The organism is Lentzea sp. NPDC004782, assembly GCF_040609115.1.
Taxonomy (GTDB): domain Bacteria; phylum Actinomycetota; class Actinomycetes; order Mycobacteriales; family Pseudonocardiaceae; genus Lentzea.
In genome coordinates this window covers 1-16636 of the sequence record NZ_JBEXJN010000060.1, presented here as the reverse complement: position 1 = coordinate 16636, position 16636 = coordinate 1, and the positions used below count along the sequence as shown (strand labels likewise).

Annotated in this window: 17 protein-coding genes; 10 read left to right on the top strand and 7 right to left on the bottom strand. The window is 68.2% G+C overall.

Annotated features, from left to right (window positions below; genetic code table 11):
• Positions 1–46: 46 nt before the first annotated feature.
• The 4 genes from ABZV40_RS37720 to ABZV40_RS37705 all read right to left on the bottom strand — a co-directional run bounded on the left by ABZV40_RS37720 (position 47) and on the right by ABZV40_RS37705 (position 3054).
• On the bottom strand, positions 47–754 hold the full coding sequence (locus ABZV40_RS37720) for a zf-HC2 domain-containing protein (protein ID WP_355453161.1): 708 nt from the start codon (positions 752–754) through the stop codon (positions 47–49).
• A complete protein-coding gene (locus ABZV40_RS37715) occupies positions 751–1302 on the bottom strand; it encodes a sigma-70 family RNA polymerase sigma factor (protein ID WP_109637237.1) in 552 nt (183 codons plus the stop codon). Before ABZV40_RS37715 ends, ABZV40_RS37720 begins: the two co-directional genes overlap by 4 nt.
• Before the next feature lie 122 nt (positions 1303–1424).
• On the bottom strand, positions 1425–2330 hold the full coding sequence (locus tag ABZV40_RS37710) for a DUF1996 domain-containing protein (RefSeq protein ID WP_355453157.1): 906 nt from the start codon (positions 2328–2330) through the stop codon (positions 1425–1427).
• 76 nt (positions 2331–2406) lie between these two features.
• Positions 2407–3054, bottom strand: coding sequence for a GntR family transcriptional regulator (locus ABZV40_RS37705; protein ID WP_355453154.1), 648 nt, complete (start codon positions 3052–3054; stop codon positions 2407–2409).
• 64 nt (positions 3055–3118) lie between these two features.
• On the opposite strand from ABZV40_RS37705, the gene ABZV40_RS37700 reads away from it, so the two are divergent.
• The gene (locus ABZV40_RS37700; RefSeq protein WP_355453151.1) at positions 3119–3547 is read left to right on the top strand and encodes a VOC family protein; all 429 of its coding nucleotides are present in this window, start codon (positions 3119–3121) and stop codon (positions 3545–3547) included.
• 52 nt (positions 3548–3599) lie between these two features.
• Here ABZV40_RS37700 and ABZV40_RS37695 read toward each other — a convergent pair whose 3' ends face one another.
• On the bottom strand, positions 3600–4109 hold the full coding sequence (locus ABZV40_RS37695; RefSeq protein ID WP_355453148.1) for a hypothetical protein: 510 nt from the start codon (positions 4107–4109) through the stop codon (positions 3600–3602).
• 224 nt (positions 4110–4333) lie between these two features.
• Between ABZV40_RS37695 and ABZV40_RS37690 the strand changes: the two genes are divergently transcribed.
• The 3 genes from ABZV40_RS37690 to araD are packed head-to-tail and all read left to right on the top strand — an operon-like array spanning position 4334 to position 7576.
• A complete protein-coding gene (locus tag ABZV40_RS37690; RefSeq protein WP_355453145.1) occupies positions 4334–4981 on the top strand; it encodes a GntR family transcriptional regulator in 648 nt (215 codons plus the stop codon).
• Complete coding sequence (locus ABZV40_RS37685) at positions 4968–5873, top strand: dihydrodipicolinate synthase family protein (protein ID WP_355453142.1); 906 nt, start codon at positions 4968–4970, stop codon at positions 5871–5873. The genes ABZV40_RS37690 and ABZV40_RS37685 overlap by 14 nt, the downstream gene beginning before the upstream one ends.
• Positions 5858–7576, top strand: coding sequence for an L-arabinonate dehydratase (gene araD, locus ABZV40_RS37680; protein ID WP_355453139.1), 1719 nt, complete (start codon positions 5858–5860; stop codon positions 7574–7576). The genes ABZV40_RS37685 and araD overlap by 16 nt, the downstream gene beginning before the upstream one ends.
• Here araD and ABZV40_RS37675 read toward each other — a convergent pair.
• The gene (locus ABZV40_RS37675; protein WP_355453136.1) at positions 7538–8416 is read right to left on the bottom strand and encodes an alpha/beta fold hydrolase; all 879 of its coding nucleotides are present in this window, start codon (positions 8414–8416) and stop codon (positions 7538–7540) included. The genes araD and ABZV40_RS37675 overlap by 39 nt on opposite strands.
• A 100-nt stretch (positions 8417–8516) precedes the next feature.
• On the opposite strand from ABZV40_RS37675, the gene ABZV40_RS37670 reads away from it, so the two are divergent.
• Complete coding sequence (locus tag ABZV40_RS37670; protein WP_355453133.1) at positions 8517–9071, top strand: helix-turn-helix domain-containing protein; 555 nt, start codon at positions 8517–8519, stop codon at positions 9069–9071.
• A gap of 242 nt (positions 9072–9313) precedes the next feature.
• Here ABZV40_RS37670 and ABZV40_RS37665 read toward each other — a convergent pair whose 3' ends face one another.
• On the bottom strand, positions 9314–11389 hold the full coding sequence (locus ABZV40_RS37665) for a PQQ-dependent sugar dehydrogenase (protein WP_355453130.1): 2076 nt from the start codon (positions 11387–11389) through the stop codon (positions 9314–9316).
• 135 nt (positions 11390–11524) lie between these two features.
• Between ABZV40_RS37665 and ABZV40_RS37660 the strand changes: the two genes are divergently transcribed.
• The 5 genes from ABZV40_RS37660 to ABZV40_RS37640 all read left to right on the top strand — a co-directional run bounded on the left by ABZV40_RS37660 (position 11525) and on the right by ABZV40_RS37640 (position 16518).
• Positions 11525–12721, top strand: coding sequence for an extracellular solute-binding protein (locus tag ABZV40_RS37660; protein ID WP_355453127.1), 1197 nt, complete (start codon positions 11525–11527; stop codon positions 12719–12721).
• Positions 12721–13779 (top strand): ABC transporter ATP-binding protein, encoded by a 1059-nt coding sequence (locus tag ABZV40_RS37655; protein ID WP_355453124.1) that lies wholly within the window; start codon positions 12721–12723, stop codon positions 13777–13779. The genes ABZV40_RS37660 and ABZV40_RS37655 overlap by 1 nt, the downstream gene beginning before the upstream one ends.
• Positions 13776–14669 carry a sugar ABC transporter permease gene (locus tag ABZV40_RS37650; RefSeq protein WP_355453121.1) on the top strand — a complete coding sequence of 298 codons (894 nt, stop codon included), beginning with the start codon at positions 13776–13778 and terminating at the stop codon, positions 14667–14669. The genes ABZV40_RS37655 and ABZV40_RS37650 overlap by 4 nt, the downstream gene beginning before the upstream one ends.
• Positions 14666–15484 (top strand): ABC transporter permease, encoded by an 819-nt coding sequence (locus tag ABZV40_RS37645; protein WP_355453118.1) that lies wholly within the window; start codon positions 14666–14668, stop codon positions 15482–15484. The genes ABZV40_RS37650 and ABZV40_RS37645 overlap by 4 nt, the downstream gene beginning before the upstream one ends.
• Positions 15485–15555: 71 nt before the next feature.
• The gene (locus tag ABZV40_RS37640; RefSeq protein ID WP_355453115.1) at positions 15556–16518 is read left to right on the top strand and encodes a LacI family DNA-binding transcriptional regulator; all 963 of its coding nucleotides are present in this window, start codon (positions 15556–15558) and stop codon (positions 16516–16518) included.
• Positions 16519–16636: the final 118 nt, after the last annotated feature.

Sequence of the window (16636 nt, the reverse complement as noted above, 5' to 3'; positions counted from 1 at the left end):
AAAGATAACGGGGCCGTCCGAAATGGACGACCCCGTTTCCCCTCGGTCAGGCTTCGACCGGCACCTCGACGAACTTCTTGCCCGCGAAGTTCTCGACCAGCACCGACTTGACGTCGTTGGGAGCGACGAGCGCGGCCCCGTCCAGGCTCGCGCCCTGGGTCGCGCCCTTCTTGGACACCACCCAGGAACCGGCCTCCTGACGCGTGCCGTCCTTGGCCACCACGAAGATCCGGCACTTCTCGCCTTCGGGGATGCCGTTCACCGCGATGCTCGTGCGCACCCAGCCGGCGGCGGGGATGACCTTCACCGTCATCGACGCCTTGGTCACCGGGTCGGTGGCCGTGGCGAGCTTCGTGCCCGCCGGGTCCGGTGCCACGGTCTCCGTGGGCGCGGCCACGGTGCCACCGGGCGAGGTGACCTTGCCGACGAAGACACCGGCACCCAGCACCAGAGCGGCCACGACGGCCGCCGCGGCGCCCAACGCGAACTGGCGACGTCGTGCGACGCCGCCTCGTTCCGCGCGCACCTGGCGAAGCGTGCGCTGCAGAAGCAGATCGCCGCCCTCGGGCGGCCCGTCGAGCATGGCCTCCGGCGGCACCTCGCCGAGGTAGGCCTCCATCGCACGGAGGTCCTCGAGCTCACGCGTGCAGTCAGGGCAGGACGCCAAGTGCTCGTCCATCTCGCGCACCTCCTGCTCGTCCAGTGCTCCGAGAACGTAGGCACCGAGCAGCTGCGGGTCGTGCTGCGTGGTCATCCGGCCACCCCCTTCAGTGCGACCTGTTGACCGACGAACGTCTCCCTCAGGGCTCGCAACGCGTAATACGATCTTGATTTCACTGTGCCCGGTGGTACCCCGAGCGCTTCCGCCGCCTCCGTCACGCTGCGGCCGCGGAAGTAGATCTCCATCAGCACGTCGCGGTGGTCGGACGACAACCTGTCCAGTGCTTCCAGCACCACGACCGAGTCGACGACCTGGTCCGCGTGGTCGCGCTCGATCGGTGGCGTCGCCGGAGATTCGGCCACCTCCTGCGGGCGCGCCGCCTTGGCCCGCACCCGGTCGGTGACGATGTTGCGCGCCACGGTCAGCAACCAGCCGCGCACCGATCCCTTGCCGTTCACGAGGGCGTCGGGATGGCGCCACGCTCGGACGAGGGTCTCCTGGACCACGTCCTCGGCAGCCGCCCGATCGCCGGTCAACCGCGTCGCGTACGCCAGCAGAGCCCGACCGTGCTCCTCGTAGAGCGATCGGATCAGCGCCTCGTCGGCCGCGGTCTCCCGTTTGCGGGAGAACAAAGCCGCCATCCACCCACTCCTCCCCGCCCGCGAACACCTCGTGCGGGCGTTCTGTCCAAGACCTCAGCCGACACACGAGCGGAGACGGGCTTCGGTTCAACGAGATTTCGACGAGGAAATTGTGGCGGATGTCAGCGGGCGCCGTTGAGGTGGCCGACCAGCTCACTCATCTGCGCCTCCGGCATCACGTTGATGAACATCGCGTGGTCGGTGGCCGGGTCGCGCAGCTCCTCGGGAAAGCTGTCGATCGCGAACGGGCGGCCCGCCGGAACGTCGTACCCGACGGTGACGCGCAGCCGCGGGATCGGGAACGTCCTGGGCGGGCACGCGCCGCCCACCAGCGGGAACGCCACGTGCGTGCGGTGCGACGCGCTGTCGGTGTTGTTGCCGTCCCAGCAGCTGGCGAAGTAGAAGGTGCGCAGCGTGGTCGCGTTGCCGCACAACGGGTACCTGGCGGTGTACCGGCCGGGCCGGTCGGCGCAGCCCCAGTGGGCCCGGACGTTCGGGCCGTAGTTGTTGGTGAACGCCATCGGGTCGCCGGTGATCATGCGCAGAAACCGCGGCATCGGCAGCACGTCGCTCACCGGGCTGCCCTCGTAGCGGATCTCCACGCTCGACGGCTTGAGCACCTCACCGGTGTTGCCGTGCAGCCCGCCGCCCTGGGCGTGCGCGTCCGGGCCCGTGCCGTCGGTCAGGCGCAGCACCGGCCAGTAGTACGTGGAGAGGTCGCCCTCCTCGCACGTGCTGGTGGCGGCCGCGAGAGAGGCGTTCGTCGACATCGCATCGGCTGACCTGTTGCCGACGTACTCGTGCGTGTGGTGGGCACCGAACGGGATGCCCGGCGACACAACGGGGTTGTCCGCGTTGAGGTGGCGCTCTTCGTTGGTACCGCACTGGACGACCACACTCGGCGTCCGCGGCTCGTTGATCACCTGGTCGAGCTCGCTCACGTACTGGTCCGCGCTCGACCGGCCGCACAGCAGGACCGCGGACGCCACCAGCACGAGCACCGCGACCGCCGCGACTGCGACGGTCATCGGTCTGGTCCGGGCCACGACTACAGCTTGCCAAGCGCGGCATCGGGACGACAGGCCGCTGTCTCACTTCGGAGGTTCACCGCTGCTCCACGAGTTTCGCGTAGGACCCGCGCAGGTGTTCTTCTGCCGCGAGGGCTGCCTGCTCGACATCACCAACGCCGATGATCGCCGCGAGGTGCGCGTGCTCGGGCACGACCAGGTCTCGATAGGTGGCGTCGCCGACGATCCGCGCGAGCAGGAACAGGTGCACCTGGCTGCGAATCGCCTGCCAGGCCTCCATCAGCCGCCGGTGCCCCGCCGCCGCGTACACGGCGTCGTGGAACTTCAGATCCAACGTCACCCGTTCGGCGTCCGTGCGCGCGTATCGCATCTCTTCGACGACGGCGTTCAGGCTGTCCAGTGGGGCGTTCTTCGCAGTCGCCGTTCTCATCGCGAGAACGTCCAACGCGGCCCTCAACGTGTACAGCTCGTCGATGTCCTCACGGTCCAGCGCGCGCACCCACGTGCCACGGTGCCACTGCGAGACGACGAGCCCCTCGCCTTCCAGCACCACGAGCCCTTCGCGCACCGAACCGCGGCTGACCCCGAGCTGGGCGGCGAGCTCGACCTCCTTGAGCGCCGTTCCGCCGGCCAGCTCACCGCTGAGAATCGCCTCCCGGATCCGGTCAGCGGCCTCCCCCGCGACCCCTTTGCGGGAGACCGGACCAATTGAGAAGCTCGACATGTCCGAATGTTGACATTGGTGAAAAGGGAAGGTCAAACTCGTCCGTCGAAACGAAGGACGTCATATGACTCAGACCATCCCCCGCTTCCACCTCGCGGTGCCGGTCACGGATCTCGCCGAGGCTCGCGCGTTCTACGGAGGCGTGCTCGGCTGCCCGGAAGGCCGCTCGGGCGAGAGGTGGATCGACTGGAACCTCTACGGCCACCAGTTCGTGACACACCTGGTCGACGGTCCGCGCCCGGCGGCCGCGCACCACCAGGTCGACGGGCAGGGTGTCCCGGTGCCGCACTTCGGCGTGCTGCTGTCGGTCGAGGCGTTCCTGCTGCTCGCGGACAAGCTGCAGGCGGCGGGCACGGAGTTCGTGATCGCGCCCCACCGGCGGTTTCCCGGCGAGCCGGGTGAGCAGTGGACGATGTTCTTCCGCGACCCGTCGGGGAACGCCATCGAGGTCCAGGCGTTCGCCGACGACTCACAGGTGTTCGCGACTTCATGATGAACGGCGCATTTGTCCACGTGAGGTGGACAAATGCGCCGTTCATCGACAGCTAGGAGGCGGTCACCAGCGGCTGGTGCGCGTGGTTCATGACGCTGACCCCGGCCACGTCCGCCGCCCGCACCATCGCGGACCCGGCCAGCGTCACCTCACCTCTGTGCGCCCTCCAGGAGCCCGCGGTGAAGGTGCGCCCGTCCTTCGTGTGCACGATCAGCCAGCAGGCTTCCCCGTCCTGCACCCCGTCGACGGTGGCGACCAGCCTGAGGCCGCTCTCGGTGTCGGTGACCTTCACGGCCAGGTGGGTGCCGTCCGACGAGGTCCCCTGCAAGATCTCGCCCGCGGTGTCGATGCCGCCGACGCCCATGCCCTGACCCATCCAGACGCCGCCGGCGAGCACGCCGGCGACCACGAAGGTCGCCGTCAGGGCCGTGATGCGCCCTCGGCGTCGCACGGCCTGATGTCTTTCCTCGCGGACCGTCCCCAGCGTGCGCTGGAGCAGGTGGTCCGCGTCGCGCGGAGGTCCGTTCAGCGCGGCCTCCGGTGGCAGTTCTTCCATCAGCATGTGTCGATCTCGTTCAACTCGTTGGTGCCCAGGACGTTCGGTGCCATGCGCCGGCGGACGCGGTAATGGACACGGTTACGCGGAACGACTCACCCATTTCTCCTTCTTCCAGTCCCGCGCAGCTGCGGTGACCGACACCTTCAGAACGAGCGTGCGAGGAAGTTGGTTCAACGGGGACACACGGACGTTGACCTGGGCCTCCAGCAGCTCCTAGGGTCTCGTATATGATGTATGACCGGGTGGAAGCACCTCCGGCGTCGCGGACGGACTTCGTTCTGGAATCGATCAAAGAAGCGATTCTCAACGGAAAGCTGAAGCCCGGTCAGGCGCTCGTGGAAACAGATCTCGCGGCCGCGCTGAACGTCTCCAAGACGCCGGTGCGCGAGGCGCTCAAGACGCTCGCCGGGTCGGGGCTCGTCGTGATGAGCCCGTACAAGGGGGCGTCTGTCCGCACGGTCGACGCGTCGATGGCCGGCTCTGTCTACGACGTCCGCATGCTGCTGGAACCCGAGGCCCTGCGGCGCTCCATCCTGCTGGGGGCCTCGTTCGAGGACGCCGCGCTGGCGTTGGAGGACGTCTCCGATCTGGCCCGCCGATCGCTCGCCAACCGCCGCTTCCACCGCGCGCTCTACGCCGGGTGCGGCAACCCGTTGATGATCGAGATCCTGGACGGCCTGCGCGACCAGGCCGCGCTGATCACCGTCGCCGGTTGGGGCATCTGCCCGACCTGGGACGACGAGGCCGCCGAACACCGCGAGATCCTCGCCGCGGCCCTCGCCGGCCAGGGCGACCTCGCCTTCGAACTGCTCCGCCGCCACATCCAGACGTTCGCCGACCGAGTAGTTGAGGAGCTTCCCGATGGCGTTCGATGACCTCACCGAGCCGCTGAAGTCCGTCGTGGCGATCACCGTCACGCCGTTCGACTCCGACGGCGCGATCGACGAGAAGAACTACGCCGCGATCGTGGACCGGATGGTCGAGGGCGGCGTCTCCGTCGTCACGCCCAACGGCAACACCAGCGAGTTCTACACGTTGTCGCCGGCGGAGACCGAGCGCGCTCTGCAGATCACCGTCGACACCGCCGGCGACCGTGCCGCGATCATCGCCGGGGTCGGGCACGACCTCGCCACCGCCGTCACCGCCGCGCGGTTCGCCGACCGGGCGGGCGCGCAGGGCGTCATGGTCCACCAGCCGGTGCACCCGTACGTGTCACTGGACGGGTGGGTCGACTACCACCGGGCGATCGCGTCCGCTGTACCCGAGCTGAGCGTGATCCTGTACGTGCGCAACCCGCGCATCGGTGGCGCGCAGATCGCTCAGCTCGCGGACGCCTGCCCGAACGTCGTCGGCGTGAAGTACGCGGTGCCGGACCCGGTGCGGTTCGCGTCGGTGGCGCGGGACGCCGGGCTGGACCGGCTGACGTGGGTCGCGGGGCTGGCCGAGCTGTCGGCGCCGGGCTACTTCGCGGTCGGGGCAACGGGGTTCACCTCGGGGCTCGCGAACGTGGCGCCACAGCTGTCGGTGCAGATGTTCAACACCCTGAAGGCCGGTGAGTTCGGCGCGGCGATGGAGTTCTGGGAGTTCATCAGGAAGTTCGAGGAGCTGCGGGCCGCGAACGAGTCCGCGAACAACGTGTCCGTGGTGAAGGAAGCGTTGGCACAGCTGGGGTTGTGCCGTCGAGATGTGCGACCACCGGCGAGCGTTTTGTCGGAGGCTGACCGTTCCGCCGTCGGTGTGCTGCTGAACTCGTGGAGCCTGCTGTGAAGTTGCGCAGCGCGGAGTGGTTCGAAGGTGAGGGGTTGCGGGCCTTTTCCCACAACGCCCGCATGCGTCAGCTCGGCCTGAACCCGTCCGAGCACCTCGGCAAGCCGGTCATCGCCATCCTGAACACGTGGAGCGGCATCAACCCGTGCCACATGCACCTGCGCGAGCGGGCCAAGCAGGTCGAGCGCGGCGTGTGGGAGGCGGGCGGATATCCGCTGGAGTTCCCGGTTTCCACGCTGTCGGAGACGTACCAGAAGCCGACGCCCATGCTGTACCGGAACATGCTGTCGATGGAGACCGAGGAAGTCCTCCGCTCCTACCCCGTCGACGGCTGCGTGCTCATGGGCGGCTGCGACAAGACCACACCCGCGTTGCTGATGGGCGCCGCTTCCGCCGGTCTGCCCGCGGTTTTCGTGCCGGCGGGGCCGATGCTGCGCGGCAACTGGCGTGGCGAGAAGCTCGCGTCCGGCACCGACATGTGGCGGTTCTGGGACGAGAAGCGCGCGGGCACGATCTCGTCGTCCGACTGGGCGGAGATCCAGTCCGGGCTGGCCCGCTCGCCCGGCACGTGCATGACGATGGGCACGGCGTCGACGATGACCGCGGCGGCCGAGGCGCTGGGACTGACTTTGCCGGGCGCGTCCTCGGTTCCGGCCGTGGACTCGGCCCACTACCGGATGGCCGCGGCCTCCGGCATGCGGGTCGTGGAGATGGTGCGCGAGGGCCTGACGATCAACGACGTGCTGTCGCCCGAGGCGTACGAGGACGCGATCCGGACCGTGCTGGCGCTGGGCGGCTCGACGAACTCGTACATCCACCTGATCGCGATGGCCGGGCGGTCGCAGATCCCGTTGTCGCTGGACGACTTCGACCGGTTGTCGCGCGAAGTCCCCGTGCTGGCCTCGGTTCAGCCCGCGGGTTCGCACCTCATGGAGGACTTCTACTACGCCGGCGGGCTGCGCGGGCTGCTGTCGCGGTTGCGGGACTCGTTGCACCTCAAGCGGATCACGGTGACGGGACGGACGTTCGGCGAGGACCTCGACGGCGCCGAGGTGTACGACCCAGCGGTGATCCGGCCGCTGGACGACCCGATCTCGCCCGAGGGCGGACTGGCCGTGCTGCGCGGCAACCTGGCACCGAACGGCGCGGTGATCAAGTACGTGGCGGCTGATCCCGCGCTGTGGAAGCACACCGGGCCCGCCGTGGTCTTCCACGGCTACCAAGATCTGCAGGCACGGATCAACTCGCCGTCGCTGGAGGTCACGAAGGACTCGGTGATCGTGCTGGCCGGTGGCGGCCCCAAGGGCGGGCCCGGCATGCCGGAGTACGGGATGCTGCCGATTCCGGACAAGCTGCTACGCGAGGGTGTCCGGGACATGGTGCGCGTGTCGGACGCGCGGATGAGCGGAACTTCTTACGGTGCCTGCGTTCTGCACGTGGCACCGGAGGCGCACGTCGGCGGGCCGCTGGCCCTCGTGCAGGACGGCGACCTCGTCACGTTGGACGTCGAGGCGCGGGTGCTGCGCGTGGAGATCTCCGACGAGGAGATGGCGCGGCGCCGGGCCGCGTGGGTCGCGCCGCCGCCCAAGTTCGAACGCGGGTACGGCGCCTTGTACTACGAGCACATCACGCAGGCCGACGAAGGCTGCGACTTCGAGTTCCTGTCACGACCGGGACGCAACCCGGAACCCAACGCCCACTGACGCCTCTCGCTGCCAGTCGTCCGTCCCGAACAGCTGACTGCGCAGGTAGGCCGTGGTGAGCCGCTGCACGGTCGCGACCCGTTCCGGGCTCTCGTCCGTGGTCTCGGCGACGTCGTACCCGGAGACGCCGCCGAGGCCGTGCTCACCGCCTTCGAGAACCAGCAGGTCCTTCCGGCCGGGCGACAGGTGGTACGGGTCCATGTGCCACTCCGGGCCGGTGGTCGTGAGGTGCTCCGACGCGTCCTGGTCGCCGGCGACCACGAGCGCGGGCGTCGTCATGTCGCTGAAGTCCGAGGTCAGCATGAACGGGTAGTTCTGCTTGACGACGTCGGTGAGGCCTTCGCCGCCGCCGGTGGAGCCGAGCAGCACGCCCGCCTTGATCCTCTCGTCCTTCAGGCTGACGCCTTCCGACCTCATGCCCAGCAGCAGGCTCGCGGTGTGGCCGCCCATCGAGTGGCCCGCGACCGCGATCTTGGTGTGGTCCAAGCGGTTCTGCAGCTGTGGCACGGCCTTCTCGATCTCGTCGAGCCGGTCGATGACGTGCGACATGTCCTCGGCGCGTTCCCGCCAGAACATCGGCGCGCCGGGGGCGTTCGGCAGGCTCAGCGTGCGGGAGCTGAGGTGGGTCGGCTGCAGGACGGCGAAGCCCTGCTCGGCCCAGTGGTTGGCGAGCGGCGCGTAGCCGTTCAGCGAGGACAGGTGGTTCGAGTACCCCTGCCCGTGGGAGAGCAGGATGATCGGCAGTCCGCCCCCCTCGGTCGGCGCGCTGACCTTCAACTGCAGGTCAACGGGCCTGCCGGGGATTTCGAGCACGACAGGACTCACCGTGAAGACGGTCATCGGTTCCCCTTCGAGTAGTCTGTCGCCGTAAGTGGAGCGACGTTCCGGAACGATACGGAGCGCTGTTCCGCTTTGTCAACCGTGCCGGAAGGGAGTGCGCGTGCCACCACGCAAGCGAGCCGACGCCGTCCGCAACGAGCAAACGCTGCTCGCGGCCGCCGCCGAGGTGTTCGTGAGGTCCGGCGTCGACGCGCCGATCAGGGAGATCGCGGCCGAGGCGGGCGTCGGCATGGGAACGATCTACCGCCACTTCCCCACCCGCGCGGACCTCGTGGTCGCCGTCTACCGGCACCAGGTCGAAGCGTGCGCTCTCGCGGGACCTTCGTTGCTGTCCACTTCGGACTCACCATTCGCGGCGTTGCGCGCGTGGGTCGACATGTTCGTCGACTTCCTGGTGACCAAGCACGGGCTGGCCCACGCCCTGCAGTCCGACAACAGCGGGTTCGAGGCGTTGCACGTGTACTTCCTCGACCGGCTGGGGCCGGTGTGCGGGTCGTTGCTGGCGGCCGCGGCGGAGGCCGGGGAGATCCGGGATGACATCCAGCCGTACGAGCTGATGCGCGGTATCGGCAACCTGTGCATCGGGCGCGACGACAACTCGCGCTACAACCCGCGGCGGTTGATCGAGCTGCTGCTGAACGGTCTGCGCCGCTGACGCGGAAAGGCCCCCGGACTCCGCGTCCGAGGGCCTTCCCTTTCGGTACCGGTGCGGCCCAGCCTCGCGCCGCCGCATGTCGGGCCGCACCGGGCCGCTTCCAGCAGAGGTCTTGTCCGCAACCCCGCCTGCCGCCGCCATTACGTGGATGAAGGGCTCCTTCATCCACACCAGGTGGAGGAAGGAGCCCTTCATCCACCTCACCGGACGGCGAGTCGCGAACACGACTTCCGGCTACCTGTTCAGTTCAGCGCCACCTTGAGGATCTTGGTGGAGCTGTTGCCCGGCGTGGAGTCCTTGTCACCGTTGGACGTCGTGACCCACAGCGAGCCGTCCGGGGCCGGTTCCGGCGTCCGCAGCCGGCCGTAGGTGCCCTGGAAGTACGACGTGGTGCTGCCGATGCTGTCGCCGTTCATGGTCATGCGGTACAGCCGTTCGCCGCGCAGGGCGGCGAGGAACAGCACGTCGTTCACGATCGCGAGACCCGACGGCGACGCGGCGCCGACCGGGAAGGTCTTCTTCGGCGCGATGAAGCCCGAGCACGAACCGGCGGTGCCCTCGCACTTGGGCCAGCCGTAGTTGCCGCCCTTCTGGATCAGGTTGACCTCGTCCATGTTGGAGTTGCCGAGCTCGGCCTCCCACAGGCGGTTCTTCGAGTCGAACGCGAGGCCCTGCACGTTGCGGTGACCGTAGGACCACACGTAGCGCGCGTTGCCGCCCTCGGAGACGAACGGGTTGTCGGCCGGGGCCGAGCCGTCCGGGTTGAGGCGGAGGACCTTGCCGCCCAACGACTGCTTGTTCTGCGCGTTGTCGCCGTTCTGGCCGTCACCGGTCGACGCGTAGAGCTTGCCGTCCGGGCCGAAGCGCAGGCGGCCGCCGTTGTGGAACTTGTTGCGCGGGATTCCGGTCAGCAGCACCTTGTACTCGCCCAAGGTGTTGCCGTCCAACGTCATCCGCACGACGCGGTTGTCGCTGGAGGACGTGTGGTAGATGTACACGAAGTGGTCGCTGTTGAACGTCGGCGACAGTTCGATGCCCAGCAGGCCGCCCTCGCCGTTGGTGCCGGAGACGTTCGGGACCTTGCCCAGCGTGGTCTTCTGGCCGGACGGCGTGACCCTGATGATGTCCTGCGCGTCGCGGCGGGAGTAGATGCCGTCGCCGTTGGGCAGGAACGCGAGACCCCACGGGATGTCGTTGTCGGTCGCGATCTGCGTGACGGCACCGACCTGGTCACCACCGGACCGCGTCTTCACGGTCACCGGGTTGGAGGCGGGGCTCGCGTTGCCGACGGCGTCGAAGGCCTTGACGGTGAAGGTGTACTCGGTGTTCGCGGTGCGGCCCTCGATCGTGGCGCTCGTGCCGGTCGCGTCACCGACCTTGGTGCCACCGGCGTAGATCTCGTAGCGGGTCACGCCGATGTTGTCGGTCGCCGGGTCCCATGCGAGCGACACGGAGTTCGCCGTGACGCCGGTGGAGCGCAGGTTCTTCGGCGCGGTCGGCGGGATCGGGTCGTCCTGGGCGGGCGGGGTCTTGAACTCCGCGGTGTTGGACGCCTGCGAGATGTTGCCCGCCGGGTCCTTCGCGTTGACGTAGAAACCGTACGAGGTGTTCGGCTTGAGGCCGGTCATGACCGTCGTCAACGTGTTGCCCGGCACGGACTTCACGAACTGGCCGAGGTTGTAGATCTCGTACGAGGCGATGCCGACGTTGTCCGTCGAGGCCTTCCACGTGAGCTTCGCGGAGTCCGGCTTGACGTCGGACGCGACGAGGTCCGCGGGCGGAGTCGGCGGCTCGGTGTCGACCGGGCCGCTGTTGCCGAAGACCTGGAACTCCTGCAAGGAATAGCCGTAGGACGTGCCGGTGCGGCAACGGGTCGTGCCGTACATGCGGACGTAGCGGCCCTTGCCGGTGACCGTCAGGTCCTCCACGCCCCCCTTGCCGTCGGTGGTGCTGTAGATCGACGTCCAGCTCGAGTCGTTCTCCGAGGTCTCGACCCGATACGCCTTGGCGCACGAGAGGTCCCACTGCAGCCGCACCCGGCTGATCGTCGCGGACGCGCCGAGATCGACGCGGATCCAGGCCGGATCGGTGTTCGACTTGCTGGCCCAGCGCGTGCCGGAGTCGCCGTCGAAGGCGTTCTTCGGCGCGTAGTTCGCACCGCCGGACGCCGACTCGGTCGCCGGTTTTCCTTGGGACAGCAAGACGTCCGCAGCTGACGCCGAAGGCGCTGCGGAGACGAGCGAGGTCACCGCCACCGCGAGCGCGGTGGCCAGGATGCCGGATCGAGCGATCGGCAACCGCCGTGAACGGGGTGCCACAGGAGCCTCCCACTTTCGTCGGGAATGGGTTGTGCGGCGGCATTGCGTTCGGACCGGCGGCGGGTGTACGAGTGTTACAGAAAAACCGTAAACGTTTTCGAGCGCCAGGTCCAGAGTCAGTTAGGGAGCCACGAGATGCGCTGGACAAGGAAGTTACAGCTCGTCATCCCCACCCTGTTGGTGGTCACGGCGTGTGGTGCACCGGAGACCCCGCAGGCGCAGAACACCGCGCCGAGCACGGTCCCGGACAAGCCGTCGAAACCGGTCGAGCTGAACGTCCTCGACGTGGCCGGCAACCTGCAGCTCACCCAGGGGATGATCGACGAGTTCGCGAAGTCGCACCCCGACTACGTCAGCAAGGTCAACTACACCAAGGCGACCGCGCCGGACATGCCGGGCAAGCTCAAGGCCGAGCAGAACTCCGGCACCTCCCAGACCCACCTCGTGCTCACCGGCACCGACGGCCTGTCGTCGGTCATCGAGCAGAAGCTCGTCTACGAACTGCTCCCCGGATATTCGGCGAAGCTGCCGGACCTGGAGAAGACCTACCTGCCACCCGCGTGGGAGATGCAGAAGCTCGCGCAGGGCCAGGGCGTCGCCGTCACCTACTACCCCGCCGGTCCGCTGCTCGAGTACGACCCGGCCAAGGTGCCCACCGCACCGACGTCTCCCGCCGAACTGCTGGAGTGGGCCAAGGCGCATCCCGGCAAGTTCCAGTACGCGCGGCCCGCGAACTCCGGCCCCGGCAGGACGTTCCTCATGGGACTGCCGTACCTGCTGGGCGACAAGGACCCCAAGGACCCGGAGAACGGCTGGGACAAGACCTGGGCGTACCTGAAGGACCTGGGCCAGTACGTCGACAACTACCCCGGCGGCACGACCGACGTCATGAAGAACCTGGCGAACGGCACGTCGTGGGTGGTCGCGTCGACCACCGGCTGGGACATCAACCCGCGCGTGCTCGGCTCGGTGCCGGAGGGCATGAAGATCTCGACGTTCAAGGGCTTCCACTGGGTCACCGACGCGCACTACGCGGTCGTGCCGAAGGGCGTGTCGCAGGACGTGCTGTCGGCTGACCTGGCGCTGATCAAGTTCATGCTGGACCCCAAGCAGCAGGCCAAGGCCTACGACAAGGGCTACTTCTACCCCGGTCCCGCGGTCAAGGACGTGACGCTGCAGATGGCGCCGCAGGAGTCGCAGGACGCGATCGCGAAGTTCGGCCGTGCCGAGTACGACAAGCTCATCGCCGACAACCCGAAGGAGACGTCGCTGCCGGCCGCGCAGCAGGTGAAGGCGTTCCAGCGGTGGGACCGAGAGATCGGTAAGAAGTAGTGACGGGACAGCGATTTGCCGAGCTGCACCTGGACCACGTGCAACGGGCGTTCGGCGACACCGTTGCCCTGAAGGGCATGGATCTGACGATCAAGGGCGGTGAGTTCGTCGCGCTGCTCGGGCCGTCCGGCTGCGGGAAGTCGACGGCGCTCAACTGTCTCGCGGGACTGCTGCCGTTGACCGGCGGGCGGATCAGGTTGGACGGCAGGCGCATCGACGACCTGCCGCCGGAGAAGCGCGGGTTCGGGATGGTGTTCCAGAACTACGCGCTGTTCCCGCACATGTCCGTGCGGCGCAACATCGGGTTCGGCCTGTCCATGCGCAAGACCCCCAAGGCCGAGCTGAACCGGCGGGTGGACGAGGCGGTGCGGCTCGTCCAGCTCGAGGAGCACCAGCACAAGTTCCCCGCTCAGCTCTCCGGCGGTCAGCAGCAACGCGTGGCGATCGCGCGCGCGGTCGTCCTCGAGCCACCGCTGGTGCTGATGGACGAGCCGCTGTCCAACCTGGACGCCGCGCTGCGACTGGAGATGCGCACGGAGATCCGCCGGCTGCACCAGTCACTGGGCCTCACGACCGTCTACGTCACGCACGACCAGGAGGAGGCGCTCGCTCTGGCCGACCGCCTCGTGGTGCTGCGGCTGGGCGAGGTGCAGCAGGTCGGCTCGCCGGAGGAGGTCTACGCACATCCGGTCAACCGGTACGTGGCGGGATTCATGGGCTACCGCAACATGATCCCGGTGACCGTGACCTCGCAGGGCGGCGAACGGGCCACGGTCCGGACCGCCGACGGCATCGAACTCGTTGGCGTCAAACGGGAAGAGCTCACCGAGAAGGCCGTCGCGGCCGTCCGCCCCGAGGACTTCGCGGTGGTCACCGAGGCCGGGCAGAACACGCTCGAGGCGACGGTCGAGATCGTCGAGTACCACGGCCGTGAGCAGGCGGTCGAGGCACGGCTGCGGGACGGCTCGCAGCTGCACGTCCGCACCACCTCACGACTGGCCCCCGGCGACGTCATCAGGTTGAAGGTGCCGACCGAGCGCGTGCTGGTGTTCGCATGACGGCCGCTGTTGTGGAACGGGCGTCGCTGCGGCACCGGCTGGCCGAGAAGGGCGTGGACCGCGTCCTGTGGCTGCTGGTGCCGGGCGCGGTGTTCGTGGTGCTGCTGTTCGTCTACCCGTTCCTGTACGGGCTGCAGCTGTCGTTCCAGCCCAAGGGCGGCGGCAGCCCGTTGCAGAACTACGTCACGTTCTTCTCCGACGACTACCTGGCCGAGACGGTCTGGATCACGCTGCGGCTCGGGCTGCCCGCGGCGCTGTTCAACGTGCTCGCGTCCATCCCGATCGCGTTCCGGATGCGCGGCCGGTTCCGCGGCAAGAGAGCGCTCACCACGTTGCTGGTCGTCCCGATCACGCTCGGCACCGTGCTGACCGCGGAAGGGCTCCTCGCGTTCTTCGGCCCGACGGGGTGGTTCAACCGCGTCCTGCTGGCACTGGGCGCGGACGAACCGGCGAAGCTCACCCACAACTACTGGGGCGTGCTGTTCAGCCTGATCATCACCGGCTTCCCGTTCGCGTTCCTGCTGACGCTGTCGTACCTGTCCGGCATCGACCCGACGCTGGAGCAGGCGGCGGCGACCCTGGGCGCGTCGAGGCGGCAGCGGTTCCGGACGATCACCATGCCGCTGCTGGCACCGGGCCTCGCGGTCACGTTCTGTTTGAGCTTCGTGCTCGCGTTCTCGGTGTTCCCTTCCGCGGTCATGGTCGGCAACCCGGCCGGTGAGACGCACGTGATGTCGATCGCCGCGTACGAGACGGCGTTGCGGGACAACGACTTCGCGATGGGCTCGGCGATCGCGATGCTGATGGCGCTGGTGATGCTGGTCGTGATCGGCGTGGTGCTGATCTGGCGCACGACGCTCTACCGCGGCGCGACGGGAGGCAAAGGATGAAAGCACGTCCAGTGGTGTGGCTGACCTGGGGCGCTCTCGGCTTCTTCATGCTCAACCTGGTCGGCGTGGTGGGTGCCGTCGTCACGAACTCGTTCGCCGAGTCCTGGTTCGGCACCTGGCTGCCGAACGGCTACACGGGCAAGTGGTACGGCGAGGCGTGGCGCGACTACCGGCTGCTGGACGTGCTGGCGGTGACGTTCCAGGTCGCGATCGCCGTCGTCGCCATCTCCGTCCTCATCGGAGTCCCGACGGCCTACGCCCTGGCGCGGCGCGACTTCCCCGGCAAGAAGCTGCTCAACGTGCTGTTCCTGCTGCCGATCCTGATGCCGCCCATGACGTACGGCATCCCGCTCGCGACGGTGCTCTACAAGTTCCACCTGGCGGGCAGCATGGCGGGCGTGATCGCGGCGAACCTCGTGCCGGCGGTGCCGTTCGTGGTGCTGACGATGACGCCGTTCATCGAGCAGATCGACACGAAGATCGAGTCGGCGGCGCGGATGTGCGGGGCCGGCACGTTCGCGATCTTCACCCGCGTGCTGGCGCCGCTGCTGGTGCCGGGCATCCTGGCGGCGTCGATCCTCGTGCTCGTGCGGACGGTCGGCATGTTCGAGCTGACGTTCCTCACGGCCGGACCGACCAGCCAGACGCTCGTCGTTTCGCTGTACGAGGCCATGTCGTCGGCGGGCATCCGGCCACAACAGATGGTCGACTCGATGGCGGTGATCTACACGGGGTCGATGTTGGTGCTGCTGGTGATCGCGCTCAGGTTCGTGAACCCGACCCAGCTCGTTACCCGACTCAAAGAACCGTCCTGACGCCTGACCCGTCATGATTGTTTCAACCGGCAGTTGAGGGTGAGGTACAAGTGGCAGTCACCATCCGCGACGTGGCACGCAGAGCGCACGTATCGGTCGCCACCGTTTCGCGTGCGCTGACATCGCCCGAGCTGGTCCGCCCGGAGACCAGATCACGGGTGCTGGCTGCCGCCTCGGACCTCGGCTACCAGCCCAACCGGGCGGCTCGGGGGCTGATCACGGGCAAGACCGGCAACATCGGCATCGTCGTGCCCGACCTCGACAACCCGTTCTTCACGGGCGTGCTCAAGGCCGTGCAGGCGCGGGCGATGCAGGCCGACTACGCGGTGTTCGTGGCGGACAGCGACGAGGACCCGGTCACCGAGGCGAAACTCGTGCACGCGATGGCCAAGCAGGTCGACGGCGTCGTGCTGTGCGCGCCCGGCTTGGAGGACTCGCAGATCTACGAGGTGGCGGGCGCGACGTCGCTGGTGCTGCTGAACCGGCGGCTGCCGGGCGTGCCCGCCGCGTTGATGGACTCGGCGGGTGGCATGCACGCCGTCATCGACCACCTCGTCGCGTTGGGACACCGGCGGATCGCCTACCTGAACGGGCCGCGCACGTCGTGGTCCAACCAGGAGCGTCGCCGCGGGCTCATGTCGGCCGTCACGCAGCACGGCGTGGACCTGGTGGACCTCGGACCGTTCGCGCCGCGCTACGAAGGCGGTTTGCAGGCCGCTGATCTGGCCGTGGCGGCCGACACGACCGCGATCGTGGCCTACAACGACATCATGGCGCTCGGCGTGCTGGCGCGGCTGCGGGACCGCGGGATCTCGGTGCCCGGTGACGTGTCGGTGACCGGGTTCGACGACCTGACGTACGCGGCACTGTGCTCGCCCGCGCTGACCACGGTGTCGATGCCGGTGGCGCAGGCGGGACGCACGGCGGTGAACCTGCTGCTCGACTGGCTCGACTCGGACAACACGGAAGTTCCGCAGATCGTGGCCGAAACCCAGCTCATCGTGCGCGGCACCACCACCCCACCCCGCAAGTGATGAACGGCGCTTTCGTCCACCTGAGGTGGACCTGGTGTTTTAACCAGGGGTGAGTTCCTTGGGGCGGGTCGCCGCGTCAGCGGCGGCCCGTTTCTTGTTGTGTGTCTTGGGTTTGGGT